This is a genomic window from Promicromonospora umidemergens (genome assembly GCF_024171995.1).
Taxonomy (GTDB): Bacteria; Actinomycetota; Actinomycetes; order Actinomycetales; family Cellulomonadaceae; genus Promicromonospora; species Promicromonospora umidemergens.
Genome location: NZ_JAMTCT010000002.1, coordinates 391,867 through 406,901, shown reverse-complemented (window position 1 = coordinate 406,901; position 15,035 = coordinate 391,867). Strand labels below are relative to the sequence as shown.

Below are 15,035 nucleotides of genomic sequence, written 5' to 3'. Positions count from 1 at the left end.
GGTCAGCCCTCGCACTTGTCCGACTTGGTGAGCGTGCAGACCTCACGGGTGCCGTCGTAGTCAGCGTCCTTTGCGGGCGCGAAGCCCCAGGCGTCCTCGTCGGTGAGCAGGCACTCGCCGTCGCAGTAGCCCTCCGACAGCAGGTACTCCGAGTTGGCCTTCTCGGTGATGAGGCTCGTGAGCTTCGCGTTGACGTCCTCGCCGAGCGCGTCGTTGCCGACGAAGAGCGAGCCAGAGATCTTCGGCGAGCGCCAGACCTCCTTCAGGTCGCCGTCGGCGAGGTCGCCGGCCGCCGGGAGCGTCTCGGTGACCATGGACTCCATGGCGAAGCCCGCCTCGCAGTCACCGGCGGCGACACCGAGCGCCGAGGCGTCGTGCGCTCCGGCGTAGACGGGCTGGACACCGGCTGCGACGTCGGCCTCCTTGCCGGAGGCGACGACGCCGGCGTCGATGAGGCCGGCGCTCGGGTACAGGAAGCCGGACGTCGAGCCGGGGTCGACGAAGCACACGCTGTGCCCGGCGAAGTCCTCGAGGCTGTCGATGTCGCTGTCGCCGGGGGCGATGCCGAGCGAGTGGTAGCCGGGCTCGGCGTCCTTCGCCTCGATGGCCGCACCGAGGGGAGTGATCGCTGCGTCGTTGTGCGTGGCGATCACGTACGCGAACGACCCGAGGAACGCGATGTCGACCTTGTCGGCGATGAGACCCTCGATGACGCCCGCGTAGTCGGAGGCCTGGCTCACCTCGACGGTGGCGCCCGTCTCCTCCTCGAGCATCGCGACGATGGGGTCGTACCCGGCGGCGAGATCCGTCGAGTTCTCCGCCGGGATCGCGGCGAGCCGGATGACCGACGGGAAGCCCTCGGCGGTGGTGCTCTCCGCGGCGGCCCCGGAACCACCGGCACACGCGGACATCGTCAGCGCCGTCGCGGCGGCGAACGCCGCCGCGGTGAGGGTCTTGGTGCTCTTCATCATCTCTCCGGTCGTAGCCGTTCAGGCGGTGCTTTCTGGCAGCCCCGTACGGGCGCCGTCGCCGAGTCTGCGAGGGCGGAGAGAACCGGCGGCCCTGCGGTGGTGAACGGCGGGTGAACTGTCGTTCACCGTCCCGCCAGGTCGTCCGGACAACATGAGGCGGTGAACCATGCTGTGGCGGTGAACCATGCTGTGGCGGTGAATCATGCGTCGAGCACGCCGCGGGCTGCGCCGGCCGGGGGCTGGCCGCTCGGGGAGACTCCGGGGGACTGGACCCTCGGCGGCGTCACCGCCGTCCTGCCCGACCGGGTGGTCGACGACGCCTGGGTGGTCGTGCGCGGCGGCCGCATCGTCGAGGTGGGCGCGCGACCGCCCGGAGCGCGCCCCGACCTCGACGGCCGCGGAGCCCTCTGCCTGCCCGGCCTCGTGGACGTGCACACCGACGTCCTCGCCCACGAGCGCAAGCCGCGCCCCGGCGCCGACCTCCCGCTCGACCTCGCCGTCCGCACCGCCACCGAACGTCTCGCCGGCTGCGGGGTGCTCACCGCCTTCCACGGCGTGCCCTTCGGCGCGCACACGCCCGTCGGCCTGCCAGCGGGCCTACCGGGACCAGAGGACCTGCTCCACGCGCTCCAGGCGCCCGAGGCCCGGGCGTCCGGCGCGCGGGTGCTGTACCGGCTCGACATCCGCAGCCCCGCCGCGCTGCCCGAGCTCGAGGCGGCGCTCGCGCACACCTCGCCCCGCGACATCCCACCCCTGGTCTCCCACGAGGACCACACCCCGGGGATCGGGCAGTACGCCGACCCGGCGGCCATGGAACGCCTGCTCGTGGGCAGGGAGGGCTTCTCGGCCGACGACGCACGCGCCCACGTCCGGAGCTGGCGCCAGGAACGCGAGGACCGGTCCAACGTCGCCGCCGCGACCCTGACCCGGCTCGGTGACCTCGCCCACGCCGGCCGGATCCGCCTGGCGGGCCACGACCCGGAATCCGCCGGTGACATCGAGGCGCTGGTGGCCCGCGGCGGCGTCGTCGCCGAGTTCCCGACGACCGTCGAGGCTGCCCGCGCCGCCCGAGCCGACGGGCTCGCGATCGTGGCCGGCGCACCGAACGCGGTGCGCGGCGGCTCGCACACCGCCAACGTCTCGGCGCGCGAGCTGGTGGCCCTCGGGCTCGTGGACGCGCTCGCGTCCGACTACGTGCCTGCCACGTTGCTGGCCGTCATCGAGGTGCTCGTCCGGGAGGGCCTGGCCGACCTGCCGCGCGCCGTAGCCCTCGTCACCTCGGGCCCGGCGCGAGCGGCGGGGCTGACCGACCGCGGATCGCTCGTCCCGGGTGCGCGGGCCGACGTCGTCCTGGTGCGGACCGCGGGCCGGTGGCCCTCCGTCGTCGCGACGCTCCGGGCGACACAGGATCAGCCGCGAGAAGAGGAGCCGGGGCGCTGCTGACGGCACGACGGGAAGCAGTCATCGACGATCCGCATCTGCCGCCGGTACCTGCGATGCCCGTGTCTGTGAACGCCGCAGGCGGGGCGGTGGGCCCGGCCTGCGGCGTCCCTGCTGTGGTCACACGTAGTAGTGCACCGTCTTCCGGATGTGCTCTGCGTGCTCGTAGACCTGGTCGAGCGACTCGATCGCGTGCCGGGTCTCGGTCTTTTCCTCGTCGAAGAGGCCGAGGTACTTCTGCCCGGTGTTGAAGTGGAGCCGCGCGATCGGCTTGCGGTTGTTGTCGTCCAGCAGGACGCCCATGTAGCTCTTCGTATCGCGCTGGACGATCCGAACGGGCGAGACCTCGCTGCAGGCGATCGCGCGCACGATCTGGAACGCCTCGATCTCTTCGAGCGTCGTCTCGAACCCTCGACCGGATCCAGAGCCAGACTCGTCGAGGTCCGCTTCGACGGAGGCCTCTGCGGTGAGGTCTGTGGAACCGGCGGTGGCGTAGACCTTGCCCCCCAGCGCAGCCTTGATCCGGTCGTTCACCTGGTCCGCGACGAACTGCTGCATCGCCTTCGAGACGAGGACGCGGAACTGGTCGCGCACCTTCTGCGTGATCGGTCCCTCGTATACCCGGCCGGTCAGGCCCTTGATCCACTCGTCATCCGGCTCGCGAAACTGGGAAGCGAGGCTCCGCTTGAGCGCTCCGATGTGCTTGAGCTCCTCGGCGGCGCTGACCACGGAGTCCACATCGAAGGTCTCCTTGGTCAGCTTCTGGACCTCGGGGATGAGGGACTCGTCGAGCTCCAGGAGATCCAGCTGCAGGAATGGCGTCTCGTCCATGCGGTTGGGTCTGTCGAGGTCCGTGAAAAAATGATAGTGCTGACCATTTGTCAGAATCGCGATGCGTGCGTTCGCTACCGCGAAGTAGCGAAAAAGCTGCGACGCATGGTTCAGCGCTAGCGGAGCACCGACCGCCTTGGCCTCGATCAAGATCTGAACTTCGCCGTCCTTGACGATGGCGTAGTCGATCTTCTCGCCCTTTTTCGTGCCGACGTCGGCCGTGAACTCAGGAACTACCTCGCCGGGATTGAAGACGTCATAGCCGAGGACATGGGCGATGAACGGCATGATGAATGCGTTCTTGGTCGCCTCTTCCGTCGCGATGTTGGCCTTCTGCTGTTCGATCTTGGTTGCAAGCGAAGCGATTCGCTCGGCGATATCCATGTGCGGGCCTCTGTTCGGGTGACCAGTCACTGCTCTGGTCGTCGGATGCTAGCCGTCGCACTCGAATTCTGTACCCGAATCCTCACCACAGAACTCAAGATCACCCGGGTGATCGATCAGTTCCCGGAAACAAGGTGGCGGAGGCTCCGGGCGCGAGGCCGAGTTGTACGCATGGTGTAGTGACGCAGTCGTCAAGCTCTGCCGCACCGGATATCGCGGGCACCACGGGCACCACGGGCACCACGGGCACCACGGGCACCACGGACATCACGGGCACCACACCGAGGCGCTGGCACTGACCAGCCTGGCGGGACACCGCATCGCGCCGGTCCTGACCGACGTCATCGACCACGATGGCCGGCCCGGTCTGGTCCTGTGCACGGCGACTACCACCCCGGCAACGTCATGGTCACCACCGACGGGGTCAGCGTCATCGGCCGGCCGAACGCTGCACGGGGCGCGCCGCGAGCTACGGCACGTGGAGCCGTGGTGCCGGTTCGATCGCTCGATCGGCTGCCGGATCACCTCCCGGACCGGCTGCCGGATCGATCACCGGGGTCCGGTCGCCGTCCAGGACCGGCACCACATGCCCGGTGCCGAACTGTCGCGACAGCGCCCCACGCAGCCGCTCCCGCCCGCTGAGCCGACCCTTGCCGTCCGGGCGGCCCGGCACGGGTGGGACAGGAGCCACGGACAGCAGCGCCCGCTCCGCGTCGTCGGCCGGCTGGTGGATCTCCGCGTACCCGCCGTTCGGCATCCGGACGATCCGGCCCGTCTCGTGCCCGTGCAGCGCCACCTCGCGGTCCTTGCGCTGCAGGCCGACGCACAGGCGGCGAGCGACCTCGAACGCCAGCGGCGGACCGATGACCAGTGCGACCTGGAGCGTCGTGATGATCGTCTCGAACGGCACGCTGAACTCGGTGGAGACGATGTCGGCGCTCGCGGCGCCCCACAGGATGCCGTAGAAGAGCGCTCCGGCGACGCCGATCCCCGTGCGGACCGGGACGTTCCTCGGCCGGTCGAGGACGTGGTGCGGCTCGCGGTCCTGGTTGACCCACGCCTCGATGTACGGGTAGACGATCAGGATCGCGAAGTATCCGCCGATCACGGCCAGGGGGACCAGGGTCGCGAAGGTGACGGTCCAGCCCATCCACTCGGTCTCCCAGCCGACGGGTACCAGCCGCAGCGCACCGTCCAGGAAGCCCATGTACCAGTCGGGCTGGCTTCCGGCGCCCACCTCGCCGACGGACGCCGGTCCGTAGGACCAGACGGGGCTGATCGTCGAGGTTGCCCCGAGCAGGACCAGCACCGCGCTGGTCAGGCCGACCATCCCGGCGGCCCGGAGGGCGGCGTCGGGCCAGAGGCGCAGCCCGAGCGACGGTGCCGGTGCGGGTCGCGGGTGGGCTGCCTGCCCGTGCCGGACGAAGAGCACCGCGCGCACCGCCAGGACCAGCACGAGCAACCCGGGCGCGACGACGGCGTGCACGGGGTAGAGGTTTTCGATGATCTGGCCGGGGAACGGCCCGCCGAACATCCAGCTCGCCACCCAGGTGCCGACGAACGGGATGCTGAGGACCACGCCCTCCACGATGCGCAGGCCGGTGCCCGACAGCATGTCGTCCGGCAGGGCGTAGCCGCTCCACCCGGCGGCGAGCACCAGGATGAAGGCCACGACCAGCAGGACCCAGCTCAGCTGCCGCGGACGGCGGAACCCGCCGGTGAAGAACGTGACGAGGAGCTGCACGATCATCGACGCCGGCATGACCAGCGCTGCCCAGTGGTGCGTCTGGCGCAGCAGGAGGCCGCCGGTCTGCTCGAACGAGATGCGCATGGTCGAGTCGAAGGCCTTCGTCACCGTGGCACCCTGGAGCGGTGCGTAAGGCCCGTCGTAGGTGACGAGCTCGTTCGACGGCGTGTACCAGGAAGCCAGCAGGACGCCGGTCAGCGCCAGCACGAGCAGGCAGGCGAACGTAACGACGCCGAACAGGTTGGACCAGCGCAGGCGCACCCGCCGTCGGGCGAGGTCCGGGAACCGTGCGTCGAGCTGGGCGAGGACGGCCCGCGGACGACGGCGGCGCTGCTGGCTCTGTTGGCTCTGTTGGCTCTGTTGGCGCCGGAGGTGGCGACGGTCAGCCCGCATCGCGCACCACGCTCAGCTCGGGCCTGTCGTGGGGCTCGGGCCTGTCGTGGGGCGCGGGCCGGACGGCCGGATGCTCGCCGTCGGACCCGGCGAACGGGTCGCCGCCGGCGAGGAAAGCCGCACGTGGCCGCTGCACCGTGGAGAGCGGGATGATGTCCCGGCCGAAGATCACCGCCGACACCCAGACGAGCAGCACGCGGATCTTGCGTTCCCACGTCGGCACGGCGAGGACGTGGTAGCCGCGGTGCATGAGCCAGGCGGGGAAGCCCGTGATGACCAGCCGGCGGTACTGGAAGATGCCGTGCCCGATGCCGAGGGTGGCCACCGTGCCGAGGCTGTGGTGGAGGTAGGGCTGCACGTTCTTGCCGCGGAGGTCCGCGACCAGGTTCTTCGCGAGAAGCTTGCCCTGGCGCACCGCGTGCTGCGCGTTGGGCACGGCCCGCGCGCCGGGGACGGCCGCGGCCAGGTCGGGGACCGCGGCGTTGTCACCGGCGGCCCACGCGTGCGGCACCGGTGCGTCGGAGGTCCCCACCCGGAGGTCGGCCCGGACGCGGACCAGGCCGCGCTCGTCGACCGGAAGATCGGTGTTGCGCGCGACGACGGGGTTGCTGCCGTTGCCTGCAGCCCAGATCAGCAGCCCGTTGCCGTACGACTCGCCGGTGGACAGCATGATCCGGCCGTCGGCGGCCGAGACCACCTGGGTGCCGAGGTGCAGGTGCGCACCCCGCTTCTCCAGGTGGCGCACCACCCAGCGGCCGGGCTCGTCGGTGACCTCTGGCAGGATGCGGTCGTTCGAGTCGACGAGGTGGAAGTCCAGGTCGTCGCGGGAGAGCTCCGGGTAGGCGCGCAGCATGCTCGTGGCCAGGGAAAGCAGCTCGCCGAAGACCTCGACCCCGGTGAACCCACCACCGACGACGGTGACCGTCAGCAGCCGACGGCGCCCGACGCCCGGCGGGAGCAGCGCGGCGCGGTCGAAGGCGGTCAGCAGCTGGTCGCGGATCGCGACGGCCTCCTCGACGTGCTTGAGACCGATCGCCTCCTGTTCGATGCCGGGGACGGGGAACGTGCGGGTCACGGCGCCGGCGGTGACGACGATCGTGTCGTACGCGATCTCGCGCGGGGCGCCGTCGGTGGTCCGGACGGTGGCGGTGCGGTGCGCGTGGTCGATCGACGTCGTCTGTCCGGCGATGACGGTCGTGCGGTGCAGGTGCCCGCGCAGCGAGACCATGACATGCCGCGCCTCGATGGATCCGGCCGCGACCTCGGGCAGGAACGGCTGGTAGGTCATGTAGCCGTGGGGGTCCACGAGGGTGACGTCGGCCTCGCCCCGGCCGAGCTTCTTCTCCAGTCCCCACGCGGCGTAGAAGCCGGCGTAGCCGCCGCCGACGATCAGAATCTTCTCCATGGCAACCTCCTGGTGGTCTTACCCTTTCGACAACGCGGCGCGGCGAGACGTGACGTGGTGGTGGTCACAGCACGCCGGTCGTCGGAGGGCGGGGCGAGGGTGCACGGAGCCATGGAACCCGAACCCGAACCCGAAACAGCACACCGCGCGCCCGGTGGTCGGCCAGCTCTGCGCAGCGGCAGGCAATGACTGCCTGCTCGCCGCGTGGTGGGCGACCGGGGCGTGCCGTCGTCGGATGACGGCACGACCACCGCCGCACTACCTTGAGACATGACCAGTGCGACTCCACCCGCACCGGGTGGCCCTGACTCTGCCGGGTTCGACGCAGCCGGGTTCGACTCCGCCGGGCTGGCCCGCGGCCCCGGTGCCACCCTCACCCCCGGCTTTCGCGGCCGGGCGCGCCCCGAAGGCGTGACTCTGCCGGCGGGGCAGTACGCCGAGAGCGGCTTTCCTGTTCTCTCCGCCGGCCCCACGCCCAACGTCAGCTCGACGACCTGGAGCTTCACCGTCACGAACGAGGCCGGCGTGACGAAGTCCTGGACATGGGCCGAGCTGATGGCCCTGCCCCAGGACGAGCCGACCGTGGACATCCACTGCGTCACGCGGTGGTCCAAGTTCGGTACCCGGTGGCGCGGCGTCTCCCTCGACGTGCTGCTGGCGGAGGTGGAGTCCACCGCGGACTTCGCGATGGTGGGCTCCTACGGCGGTTACACGACCAACCTGCCGGTCGCCGACCTGCTGGGCGGCAAGGCATGGATCGCGCACACCTTCGACGGTGCGCCGCTGCACGCCGAGCACGGCGGCCCCGCGCGGCTGCTGGTGCCGCACCTGTACTTCTGGAAGTCGGCCAAGTGGGTGCGCTCGCTCACCCTCATGCCGGTGGACCGGCCGGGCTTCTGGGAGAAGCTCGGCTATCACGACCTCGGCGACCCCTGGCGCGAGCAGAGGTATCAGGGTGACTGACGTGCCGCGTTCGGGGGTTCGGCCCGACGAGGTGGCACCTGCGGGAACTGAGCCTGCGGGGACTGAGCCTGCGGGACGTGGATCTGCCGTGACGGGGCCCGCCGTGACGGGGCCCGCCGTGACGGCGCCTGCCGGGGAGCCGAGCGCCCGGCTCGGTGAGCGGTATGCCGTCCGGTCCGGCTGGCAGGTCGCCACCCTGGTGGAGCGCCGGACCGAGAGCTCGTCCGCTGTGACGCTCGCGCTCGACGTGCCCGGTTGGCCGGGTCATCAGGCCGGTCAGCACCTCGACCTGCGCCTCACCGCACCCGACGGTTACACCGCCGAACGGTCGTACTCCCTCGCGAGCGGACCGACGGCGACCGGCGCAGGCCGGGTCGAGGTCACCGTCCAGAGGGTGCGCGACGGCGAGGTGTCCCCGTACCTGGTCGACGACTTCCCGCCCGGATCCGCGATCGAGGTTCGTGGGCCCATCGGCGGATGGTTCGTCTGGGACCCCGTGGCTGACGCGGGCACGCCGGTGCTGCTCCTGGCCGGAGGGTCTGGCCTGGTCCCGGTGATGTCCATGGCCCGGGCCCGGCGCGACGCCGGGGACCGGACGCCGGTCCGCCTGATCTACTCGGTCCGGACGGCGGAGGACCAGCTGTACCCGGACGAGCTGGAGGCGCTCGCGGCCCGCGCTGACGGGTTCGAGGCCCGCACGATCTTCACGCGGGCCGTCTCCCTCACCGAATTGCGCGGGCCGCGGCGCCTTACCGCCTCCGAGCTGGCGACGTGGGGCTGGCCGCCCGAGCTGGAGCCGCGGGTGTACGTCTGCGGCCCTACGGGATTCGTCGAGGCGGTCTCGCGCATGATCGTGGCCCAGGGCCACGACCCTGCGCGAGTCCGGACCGAACGCTTCGGCCCGGCGGCAGACTGACGCCGTTCCGTAGCGAGCGATCCTGAGCGACCGGTACTGCCCGGGTCGGTCGGGTCGGCGGGGTCGGGGCCGGTCCGGCGTCGTGCGGCCCGGCCCGACGGCGGCGTGAGGCACCTCAGGAGGGCGCCCCGTCCGCCGTCGGCCACTCGGCTCCGTGCCACATGGGCTGGAGGGCCGGACCACCTTCGGGCAAGTAGATGGGCTCGCTGTGATCCTGGAAGCCGTGCCGCGCGTAGAGCCTCCGGTTCCGGGGGGTCGACGCCTCCAGGTAGACGGGAAGACCGAGCTCACGCGCACGACCGAGGCCGTAGCGAAGGATGGCGGTCCCGGCACCCAGCCCGCGGTGCCGAGGCAAGGCCGCCATCGCCGACAGATAGACATGAGGTACCGCGGGGTGCCGGGCGCCCGTGGCCGACAGGACTGCGGCGAGACGGCGGGAGACCGTGCCATCGTCGTCGGGAAGGTCGGGAAGGTCGGCGAGCCGCGGGGCACCGTCGAGATCGACCCAGACGGAGGCCGCGACGGGGTCCCCGTCGGGAAGGAGCGCGACGACGAGCTGCCCGGAGCCGACGGCCGCCCGAAGCGATGAGGCGAAGAGGTCACGGGTGCGTTCCTGTCGTCTCTCGGGCTCCGGTTCGACCCACGCCGAGACCGCTTCGTCGGCGAAGGCCGCGACGCACATGGGGAGGACGGTGTCGAACTCCGAAGGCACGGACGGGCGGACGGTCAGGTGAGACATCAGCATTCGCCCACGCTCGTGCACGTCGCACGTCTGGTGGAGTAGTTTCGTCGCACGAACGTGCGCGACGTAACTATCGGCGAAGTGGTCGACGAAGCCGTCGACGAAGCCAGCGCCGGGGAGGGCGGAGCATGACCTGCGTGGAGTGCGGACAGGACCTGGGGCCGACCGCGGGCACCGGTCGGCCCCGTCGCTACTGCTCCCGCTCCTGCCAGTCGCGGGCGTACCGACGGCGCAGGGACCGAGGTCGGCTCGCTGCTCCGACGCCGCGGCCCGGGGCCGGACCTGGGGCGGGCCAGGCGGCCGACCACGCTGGCGACGATCTGCTCCGGGTCGCCATCGCTCTTGCTGATGCTGATGGGATCGCGACGGTGACGCTGCGCTCCGTCGCTCATCACGCCGGAGTCGCGCTGCCCGAGGTGCGCCGGGTGTTCGGGAGTCGGGACGGTCTCGTGGCGGCGGTGGTTCAGCACCTTCTCGTCCGACCGCATCGCACCGTGCCGTCGTCCGGGTCACCGGTCCGGACGCTCACGCGTCTCGCCGAGGAGGAGTGGGCGGCGTACCAGTCGCACCCCTGGCTCCTGTCGCTCGTCGCGAGCAGCCGCCCGCCCCTCGTCCCCGCTGTTCTGGACGCTGCGCGGGCGAGCGCGGAGGCGTTCATGGCGCTCGGCCTCGATCCGCCGTCAGCTCTCGGCAGATACCTCGCCCTGAGCGGCTACGTGCAGGGCATGGCTCTGCTGCTCCTCGCCGAGCGCGAGGAGGCTGCGCACTCCGGGACGACCTACCAGGCCTGGTGGTCGGCGGAGGTGCGACGGCTCGACCGCACGGGCGTGCGGCGGCGTCACCCTTGGCTCGAGGCGGCGAGTGGCGGCAAGCTTCCTGACGCCTTCGACGCCGACGCCGACACCTGGTTCCGGGACGGCCTGGGCCGGGTGCTCGCCGGGCTCGTCGCGACAGGCGGTGGGGACCCGCACCGCGAGGATGCTCTGCACGAGCGGGACTCGTCGCACGGGCGGGACTCGCCGTACGGACCCGGCGTGCCTACGTGAGGGGGACTCGCCGCACGGACACAGTGCACCGCACGGCGGGACTCGCTGTACCGGGCGCCGACGTGAGCGCGACTCGCCGTGCCGACGGGTCCTGGTGCACGGGTCCTGGTGCACGGGTCCTGGTGCACGGGGCCGGACTGCTGGTGGGCAAGGACCGGGGCCAGAGTGAGGGCTTCCGCAGGAGTGGTGGGCGGTGGCGAACGCGGTGGCGCCCGGTCACGTGCTGGGGCTGGTGGTGTGGATGGGGTGGCCGTCGCGGTCGGTGAAGTGCCAGCCGTTGTCGTAGTGCATGGTGATGCCTTGGCTGTCGACGAGGTCGTGGTGATGCCAGCAGAGCAGGGCGGCGTTGCTCGCGCTGGTCTCGCCGCCGTCGGCCCAGTGGCGTAGGGCGTGGTGGACCTCGCAGCGTGAGGGTGGTTGGTCGCACTGGCCCAGGACGCAGTGTTTGTCGCGGGCGATGACGGCTCGTCGTAGTTGTCCTGTGATGGTGCGCTGGCTACGGCCGACGTCCAGGATCTGGGAGTCGGGTCCGAACACGATGCGGGTGATCTGGCTGTCGCATGCGAGGCGGCGGAGGAGGCTGGCCGGGACGGGATGGTTGGTCTCGGTGAACACCGCGGGGGTCTTGATGGTGGGCACGCCCGGCCTGCGGCGCCCGTTCGCGCCTGCGCTACCTGGACCGGCCGCGCCCGCGGTGCTGATGGTGGTCGCTGTGCTGGGCCGGTCGTCGTTGATCTGGTTCTTGGCCGCCAGTGCTTGGAGCTCGCTCCAGGACACGGTGACCGACAGGTGTGGGCGCACGGAGGCACCGGTGCCGGTGTGGGCGTTGTCCAGCACGACGCGGGCGATGTCGGCCAGAGCCTGGGCTCGGCGTTGTCCGGGTGTGCGGTCGTCGCCGGCGGCGGGGGCGCCCATGACCGACCCGATCGCGGTGGTCAAGGCCTGGCCGTGTTCCTCGGTGAGGAACCCGGACAGGTGGTACCCACCCAGCGTCGGCGAGACATCCACGTACTCACGGTCCTTGGCCTTGACGTAGCCGCGCTCGTCCGCCTCCGGGTCGGCGTGGCGGGCGAAGTAGCGCACCAGGCCCCTGAACCGGTCCGGTCCGTTCTGCCTCGACCAGTCGAGCAACTGCTCCTCCCACGTCGGCGACCCGACCGCAGGCACCACGCCGTCCGCACCATCGAGCGCACCATCGAGCGCACCGTCGGTGCCGTCGGTGTCTGTGCTGTCCGGGGCAGGCTCGTGCGGGGCCGGTTCGATGGTGGCCAGGTCGACCGCCGGCGCTCCGAGGGCCTGGGTGCGCTCGGTGCTGGTGGTCGCGACCTCGACCAGAGCTCGCACCTTGTCCTCGCTGATGTGTCCGGCGAGCGCCTTGGTCAGGGTCGCGGGAAGGTGGTCACGCAACGCCCGGGCGGTACGGACCTCACGCTTGGCAGTCCCGGCCTGCACGTCCTCGGCGCGGGCCAGCCAGAGGGCGAACGTGCGGGCACCCGACTGGGCCCACAGTCCTGCGGCTTCGATGCGGGGCAGTACCGACCAGCGCACGGCATCCATCCGGGTACCCGCGACCCGCAGCCGCGCCGAGACCTCGACCAGACGCGAGATCTCTACCGCCCCGCGTGACGCCGAACCAGCACCGAGGCCGGCACCGAGGCCCGCACGAGCACCATCCAGAGCGTCCGGCCCGGCAGCATGAGCGAGCTCGTCCAGCAGGTGCTCCAGCTCAGCAAGGATGCTCTCGACCGGGCGCGGGACATCGCTGTCGTACTGGTCTGCCGCCACGGCCCCCACCCCCTCTTGCGATCCGTCCGTCGCCGTGCGGAGTGGCCTTGAGGCACCCCGTCTGCACCCTGCAACCGTATCGAACAAAAGTTCGCATCAATGGGCGAGCAGAAGATCTGTGGATAACTTTTTGATCGCCGAGCGTGGTGATCTGGGCGCGACCGGCCCTGTGCTGGATCGCGGCGCCACGAGCCGCTCCTGCCAGGCCTCGGAGGTGCCGAGGACGAGTCCGGCTTCGGCACGCCCGTCGCCCGGAGCTGAGTGATCCCGGCGCAGCCGAGGGCGAGGACCACCGTCGGACCGTAGGTGGGGCAGCGAGCCCGTCCGCGGAGCCCTCTGGTGCGGTCGTCGGAGGAGACCTCGTCGACCCGGCCGGAGTACGGCCCGCCGATCGCCGCGCCGACGAACCAGATGCCGACGAACACGGCCGGCAGGGTCACCCGGAGTCAGTGCGGCACGCGGGATCCGAGGGTCATGAGGCGCGCTCCCAGGTCGCCACGCCGCCGGGTACGACGACGAACAGCGGGTGGGGCGCCGGAGTCTCGCTGGCGACGAGACGGGCGTGGTGGGCGGGGGAGCGGACGGCGAGCTTGTGCAGGAGGTGCTGCCACTCCAGGTCGAGCTGCCCGGTGGTCACGAGGATCCTGGGCGTGTCGTGGACGCGCTGACCCAGGGGCTGCGCGATCCGCTGTGCGTCGAACTGGTACCCGCGCCGGATCGCCTCGTCGCGCACGCCGTGGAGGTACGCGGAGATGGCGGTCGCGGGCTGCGGGTGCTCCCGGAAGCGTTCGAGCTGCGGGTGCGCGGTGTAACCGCGGGTGCGGCCGAGGAGCACCGCCTGCGCCAGGAGCGCCTCGCGCCAGCACGCGACGAGACCCTGTCGGTCGAGCAGGGCAGGGTCGAGGGACCAGAGCCGCATGCGGCAGGACTCCATCTCCGGTTGTCGGGGCGCGCCGATATCCGCCAGCATAATTAGCTAGCCAGGCTACATTCAAGCACATGACGCAATTAACTCGCGATCGCCGAGCACCTGGGCATCACGACGGCGTCGACCACGAAGCTGATCGACCGGCTGGCGGCGGGCGGCCACGTGCTGCGGTCTGCGCATCCCTCCGACCGGCGCGGCCTCGGGATCGAGGTCACCGAGGACACGCGCCACGCGGCGCGGCAGACCGTCGGCCGTACCCACGCCTGCCGGTTCGACGCCGCAGCGCGCCTGACCCCGCAGGGGCGCGAGATCGTCACCCGGTTCCTCGACGACCTGGCGGGCACGGCCGAGGACCAGGACGCTGGCCCGGGGAATTCCCCGGGCCAGGGCACGGCGCCCCAGTGATCCTGGCCTGACGCGGTAGTCCTGGCCGGGCACGGTGATCCTGGCCGGACGCTCAGAGCTCTCGCGGGCCCAGGGCGGACAGCACGGCCGCGAGGGCACGGATGCCAGCGTTCTCGTTCTCGGTCCGCCAGATGGGACCCCAGCTGACCGTCCAGTCCTGGCGGAACGGTCGGTAGATGACATCGGGGCGCAGGTGGTAGCGGGCGGCGTGGCCACTGAGGGGCTGGGCGATCTCGCCGTTCGCGATCGCGTCGAAGATCTGTTCCACGTCCCCTGCCACGGGGCCGCGGCCGATGTCTCGCCCCCTGGGCGTCTGGAACGGGTTGAACACGCCGATGTAGTCGAGCGGGAGGGCGTCGGCGGTGTCGATCACCGCGAAGGCGGCGAGATCCTCCAGGTTGACCGCATCGCGTGCGGCGAGGTCGTGGTCGGGAGACAGCGCCACGACCATCGGTTCGGTGAACATGACGGGCCCCGCTGTCAGATCGGGCTCGGTCACGGGCAGCCAGCCGATGAAGACGTGGATGTCTCCCCGGCGCAGCACGTCGATGGCGTTGCTGAAGGGCTGGTAGCGCACGCGCAGGTCCCAGTCGGGATGCTCCGCGCGGAACGCGTCCCAGAAGGGGCGTAGCTCCAGGGTGTTGCTGGCGGTGGTCCCGACGCGCAGGACGCCGGCCCTGCCGCTCGCTATCAGGCGTGCCCGCTCCGTGCTCTCGTTGATGCCCCGCAGGAGCGGGCGCAGGTCGTTCCGCAGACGTTCCCCGAGAGGCGTGAGGCGCACGACACGGCTGGTGCGGTGGAACAGCTGCGCACCGATGCTGCGCTCGTGCTTCTTGATGGCCTGGCTGACCCGGGCCTGCGACAGGTGCAGACGATCCGCGGTGCGGCCGAAGTGGAGCTCCTCAGCGAGGGTCAGAAAGATCTCGATCTCTCGGAGCTCCATGGTCCTCCTGTCGATCAGCGGAAGTGATCGCTGCTATGCGAGTTGCGCCGTTGATGGGCGTTTGGTCGGGATCGATGATAAGTGCGGCGGCCAGGACCACGTCCGGTCCAGGCCGCCTCCCACTCATCGAACGGAG

At 71.1% G+C, this 15,035-nt stretch carries 13 protein-coding genes and 1 pseudogene; 6 read left to right on the top strand and 8 right to left on the bottom strand.

Annotated elements, in window-relative coordinates:
• Nucleotides 1-2: 2 nt before the first annotated feature.
• The gene (locus APR04_RS05395; RefSeq protein WP_253868372.1) at nucleotides 3-968 is read right to left on the bottom strand and encodes a phosphate/phosphite/phosphonate ABC transporter substrate-binding protein; all 966 of its coding nucleotides are present in this window, start codon (nucleotides 966-968) and stop codon (nucleotides 3-5) included.
• Nucleotides 969-1,148: 180 nt separating this feature from the next.
• Here APR04_RS05395 and APR04_RS05390 point away from each other — a divergent pair, with 180 nt between their 5' ends.
• Nucleotides 1,149-2,414 carry an alpha-D-ribose 1-methylphosphonate 5-triphosphate diphosphatase gene (locus APR04_RS05390; protein ID WP_253868371.1) on the top strand — a complete coding sequence of 422 codons (1,266 nt, stop codon included), beginning with the start codon at nucleotides 1,149-1,151 and terminating at the stop codon, nucleotides 2,412-2,414.
• Nucleotides 2,415-2,531: 117 nt separating this feature from the next.
• Here the strand turns inward: APR04_RS05390 and APR04_RS05385 are convergent, their stop codons facing one another.
• Complete coding sequence (locus APR04_RS05385; RefSeq protein WP_253868370.1) at nucleotides 2,532-3,626, bottom strand: type I restriction endonuclease; 1,095 nt, start codon at nucleotides 3,624-3,626, stop codon at nucleotides 2,532-2,534.
• A 198-nt stretch (nucleotides 3,627-3,824) separates the two neighbouring features.
• On the opposite strand from APR04_RS05385, the pseudogene APR04_RS31255 reads away from it, so the two are divergent.
• Nucleotides 3,825-3,992 (top strand): annotated as a pseudogene (locus APR04_RS31255) (hypothetical protein); the annotation flags it as partial.
• Nucleotides 3,993-4,095: 103 nt separating this feature from the next.
• Here APR04_RS31255 and APR04_RS05380 read toward each other — a convergent pair.
• Both APR04_RS05380 and APR04_RS05375 read right to left on the bottom strand, forming a co-directional pair.
• Entirely contained in the window at nucleotides 4,096-5,766 is a 1,671-nt protein-coding gene (locus APR04_RS05380; protein ID WP_253868369.1) for a cytochrome b, read from the bottom strand.
• On the bottom strand, nucleotides 5,756-7,171 hold the full coding sequence (locus APR04_RS05375; RefSeq protein WP_253868368.1) for an NAD(P)/FAD-dependent oxidoreductase: 1,416 nt from the start codon (nucleotides 7,169-7,171) through the stop codon (nucleotides 5,756-5,758). Before APR04_RS05375 ends, APR04_RS05380 begins: the two co-directional genes overlap by 11 nt.
• Before the next feature lie 270 nt (nucleotides 7,172-7,441).
• Between APR04_RS05375 and APR04_RS05370 the strand changes: the two genes are divergently transcribed.
• Together APR04_RS05370 and APR04_RS05365 are read left to right on the top strand one after the other, a co-directional pair.
• Nucleotides 7,442-8,134 (top strand): sulfite oxidase-like oxidoreductase, encoded by a 693-nt coding sequence (locus APR04_RS05370; protein ID WP_253868367.1) that lies wholly within the window; start codon nucleotides 7,442-7,444, stop codon nucleotides 8,132-8,134.
• Between the two features lie 88 nt (nucleotides 8,135-8,222).
• Nucleotides 8,223-9,050: a ferredoxin reductase gene (locus APR04_RS05365; protein ID WP_253868366.1), complete on the top strand. Its 828-nt coding sequence runs from the start codon at nucleotides 8,223-8,225 to the stop codon at nucleotides 9,048-9,050.
• A 115-nt stretch (nucleotides 9,051-9,165) separates the two neighbouring features.
• On the opposite strand, the gene APR04_RS05360 is transcribed toward APR04_RS05365, so the two are convergent.
• Entirely contained in the window at nucleotides 9,166-9,795 is a 630-nt protein-coding gene (locus APR04_RS05360) for a GNAT family N-acetyltransferase (RefSeq protein WP_253868365.1), read from the bottom strand.
• A 365-nt stretch (nucleotides 9,796-10,160) separates the two neighbouring features.
• Here APR04_RS05360 and APR04_RS05355 point away from each other — a divergent pair, with 365 nt between their 5' ends.
• Complete coding sequence (locus tag APR04_RS05355; RefSeq protein WP_253868364.1) at nucleotides 10,161-10,838, top strand: TetR/AcrR family transcriptional regulator; 678 nt, start codon at nucleotides 10,161-10,163, stop codon at nucleotides 10,836-10,838.
• A 216-nt stretch (nucleotides 10,839-11,054) separates the two neighbouring features.
• Here the strand turns inward: APR04_RS05355 and APR04_RS05350 are convergent, their stop codons facing one another.
• Nucleotides 11,055-12,623 carry an HNH endonuclease gene (locus APR04_RS05350; RefSeq protein WP_253868363.1) on the bottom strand — a complete coding sequence of 523 codons (1,569 nt, stop codon included), beginning with the start codon at nucleotides 12,621-12,623 and terminating at the stop codon, nucleotides 11,055-11,057.
• Nucleotides 12,624-13,095: 472 nt separating this feature from the next.
• Entirely contained in the window at nucleotides 13,096-13,542 is a 447-nt protein-coding gene (locus APR04_RS05345; protein WP_253868362.1) for a pyrimidine dimer DNA glycosylase/endonuclease V, read from the bottom strand.
• 99 nt (nucleotides 13,543-13,641) lie between these two features.
• Here APR04_RS05345 and APR04_RS05340 point away from each other — a divergent pair, with 99 nt between their 5' ends.
• Entirely contained in the window at nucleotides 13,642-13,956 is a 315-nt protein-coding gene (locus APR04_RS05340) for a MarR family winged helix-turn-helix transcriptional regulator (protein WP_308292324.1), read from the top strand.
• Nucleotides 13,957-14,008: 52 nt separating this feature from the next.
• On the opposite strand, the gene APR04_RS05335 is transcribed toward APR04_RS05340, so the two are convergent.
• Nucleotides 14,009-14,899 carry a LysR family transcriptional regulator gene (locus APR04_RS05335; RefSeq protein ID WP_253868360.1) on the bottom strand — a complete coding sequence of 297 codons (891 nt, stop codon included), beginning with the start codon at nucleotides 14,897-14,899 and terminating at the stop codon, nucleotides 14,009-14,011.
• Nucleotides 14,900-15,035: the final 136 nt, after the last annotated feature.

What these genes read in the sequence shown, in the direction of transcription:
- APR04_RS05395 (WP_253868372.1), bottom strand. Translation starts at nt 968, where the DNA reads ATGAAGAGCACCAAGACCCTCACCGCGGCGGCGTTCGCCGCCGCGACG.
- APR04_RS05385 (WP_253868370.1), bottom strand. Translation starts at nt 3,626, where the DNA reads ATGGATATCGCCGAGCGAATCGCTTCGCTTGCAACCAAGATCGAACAG.
- APR04_RS05380 (WP_253868369.1), bottom strand. Translation starts at nt 5,766, where the DNA reads ATGCGGGCTGACCGTCGCCACCTCCGGCGCCAACAGAGCCAACAGAGC.
- APR04_RS05375 (WP_253868368.1), bottom strand. Translation starts at nt 7,171, where the DNA reads ATGGAGAAGATTCTGATCGTCGGCGGCGGCTACGCCGGCTTCTACGCC.
- APR04_RS05370 (WP_253868367.1), top strand. Translation starts at nt 7,442, where the DNA reads ATGACCAGTGCGACTCCACCCGCACCGGGTGGCCCTGACTCTGCCGGG.
- APR04_RS05360 (WP_253868365.1), bottom strand. Translation starts at nt 9,795, where the DNA reads ATGCTGATGTCTCACCTGACCGTCCGCCCGTCCGTGCCTTCGGAGTTC.
- APR04_RS05345 (WP_253868362.1), bottom strand. Translation starts at nt 13,542, where the DNA reads ATGCGGCTCTGGTCCCTCGACCCTGCCCTGCTCGACCGACAGGGTCTC.
- APR04_RS05335 (WP_253868360.1), bottom strand. Translation starts at nt 14,899, where the DNA reads ATGGAGCTCCGAGAGATCGAGATCTTTCTGACCCTCGCTGAGGAGCTC.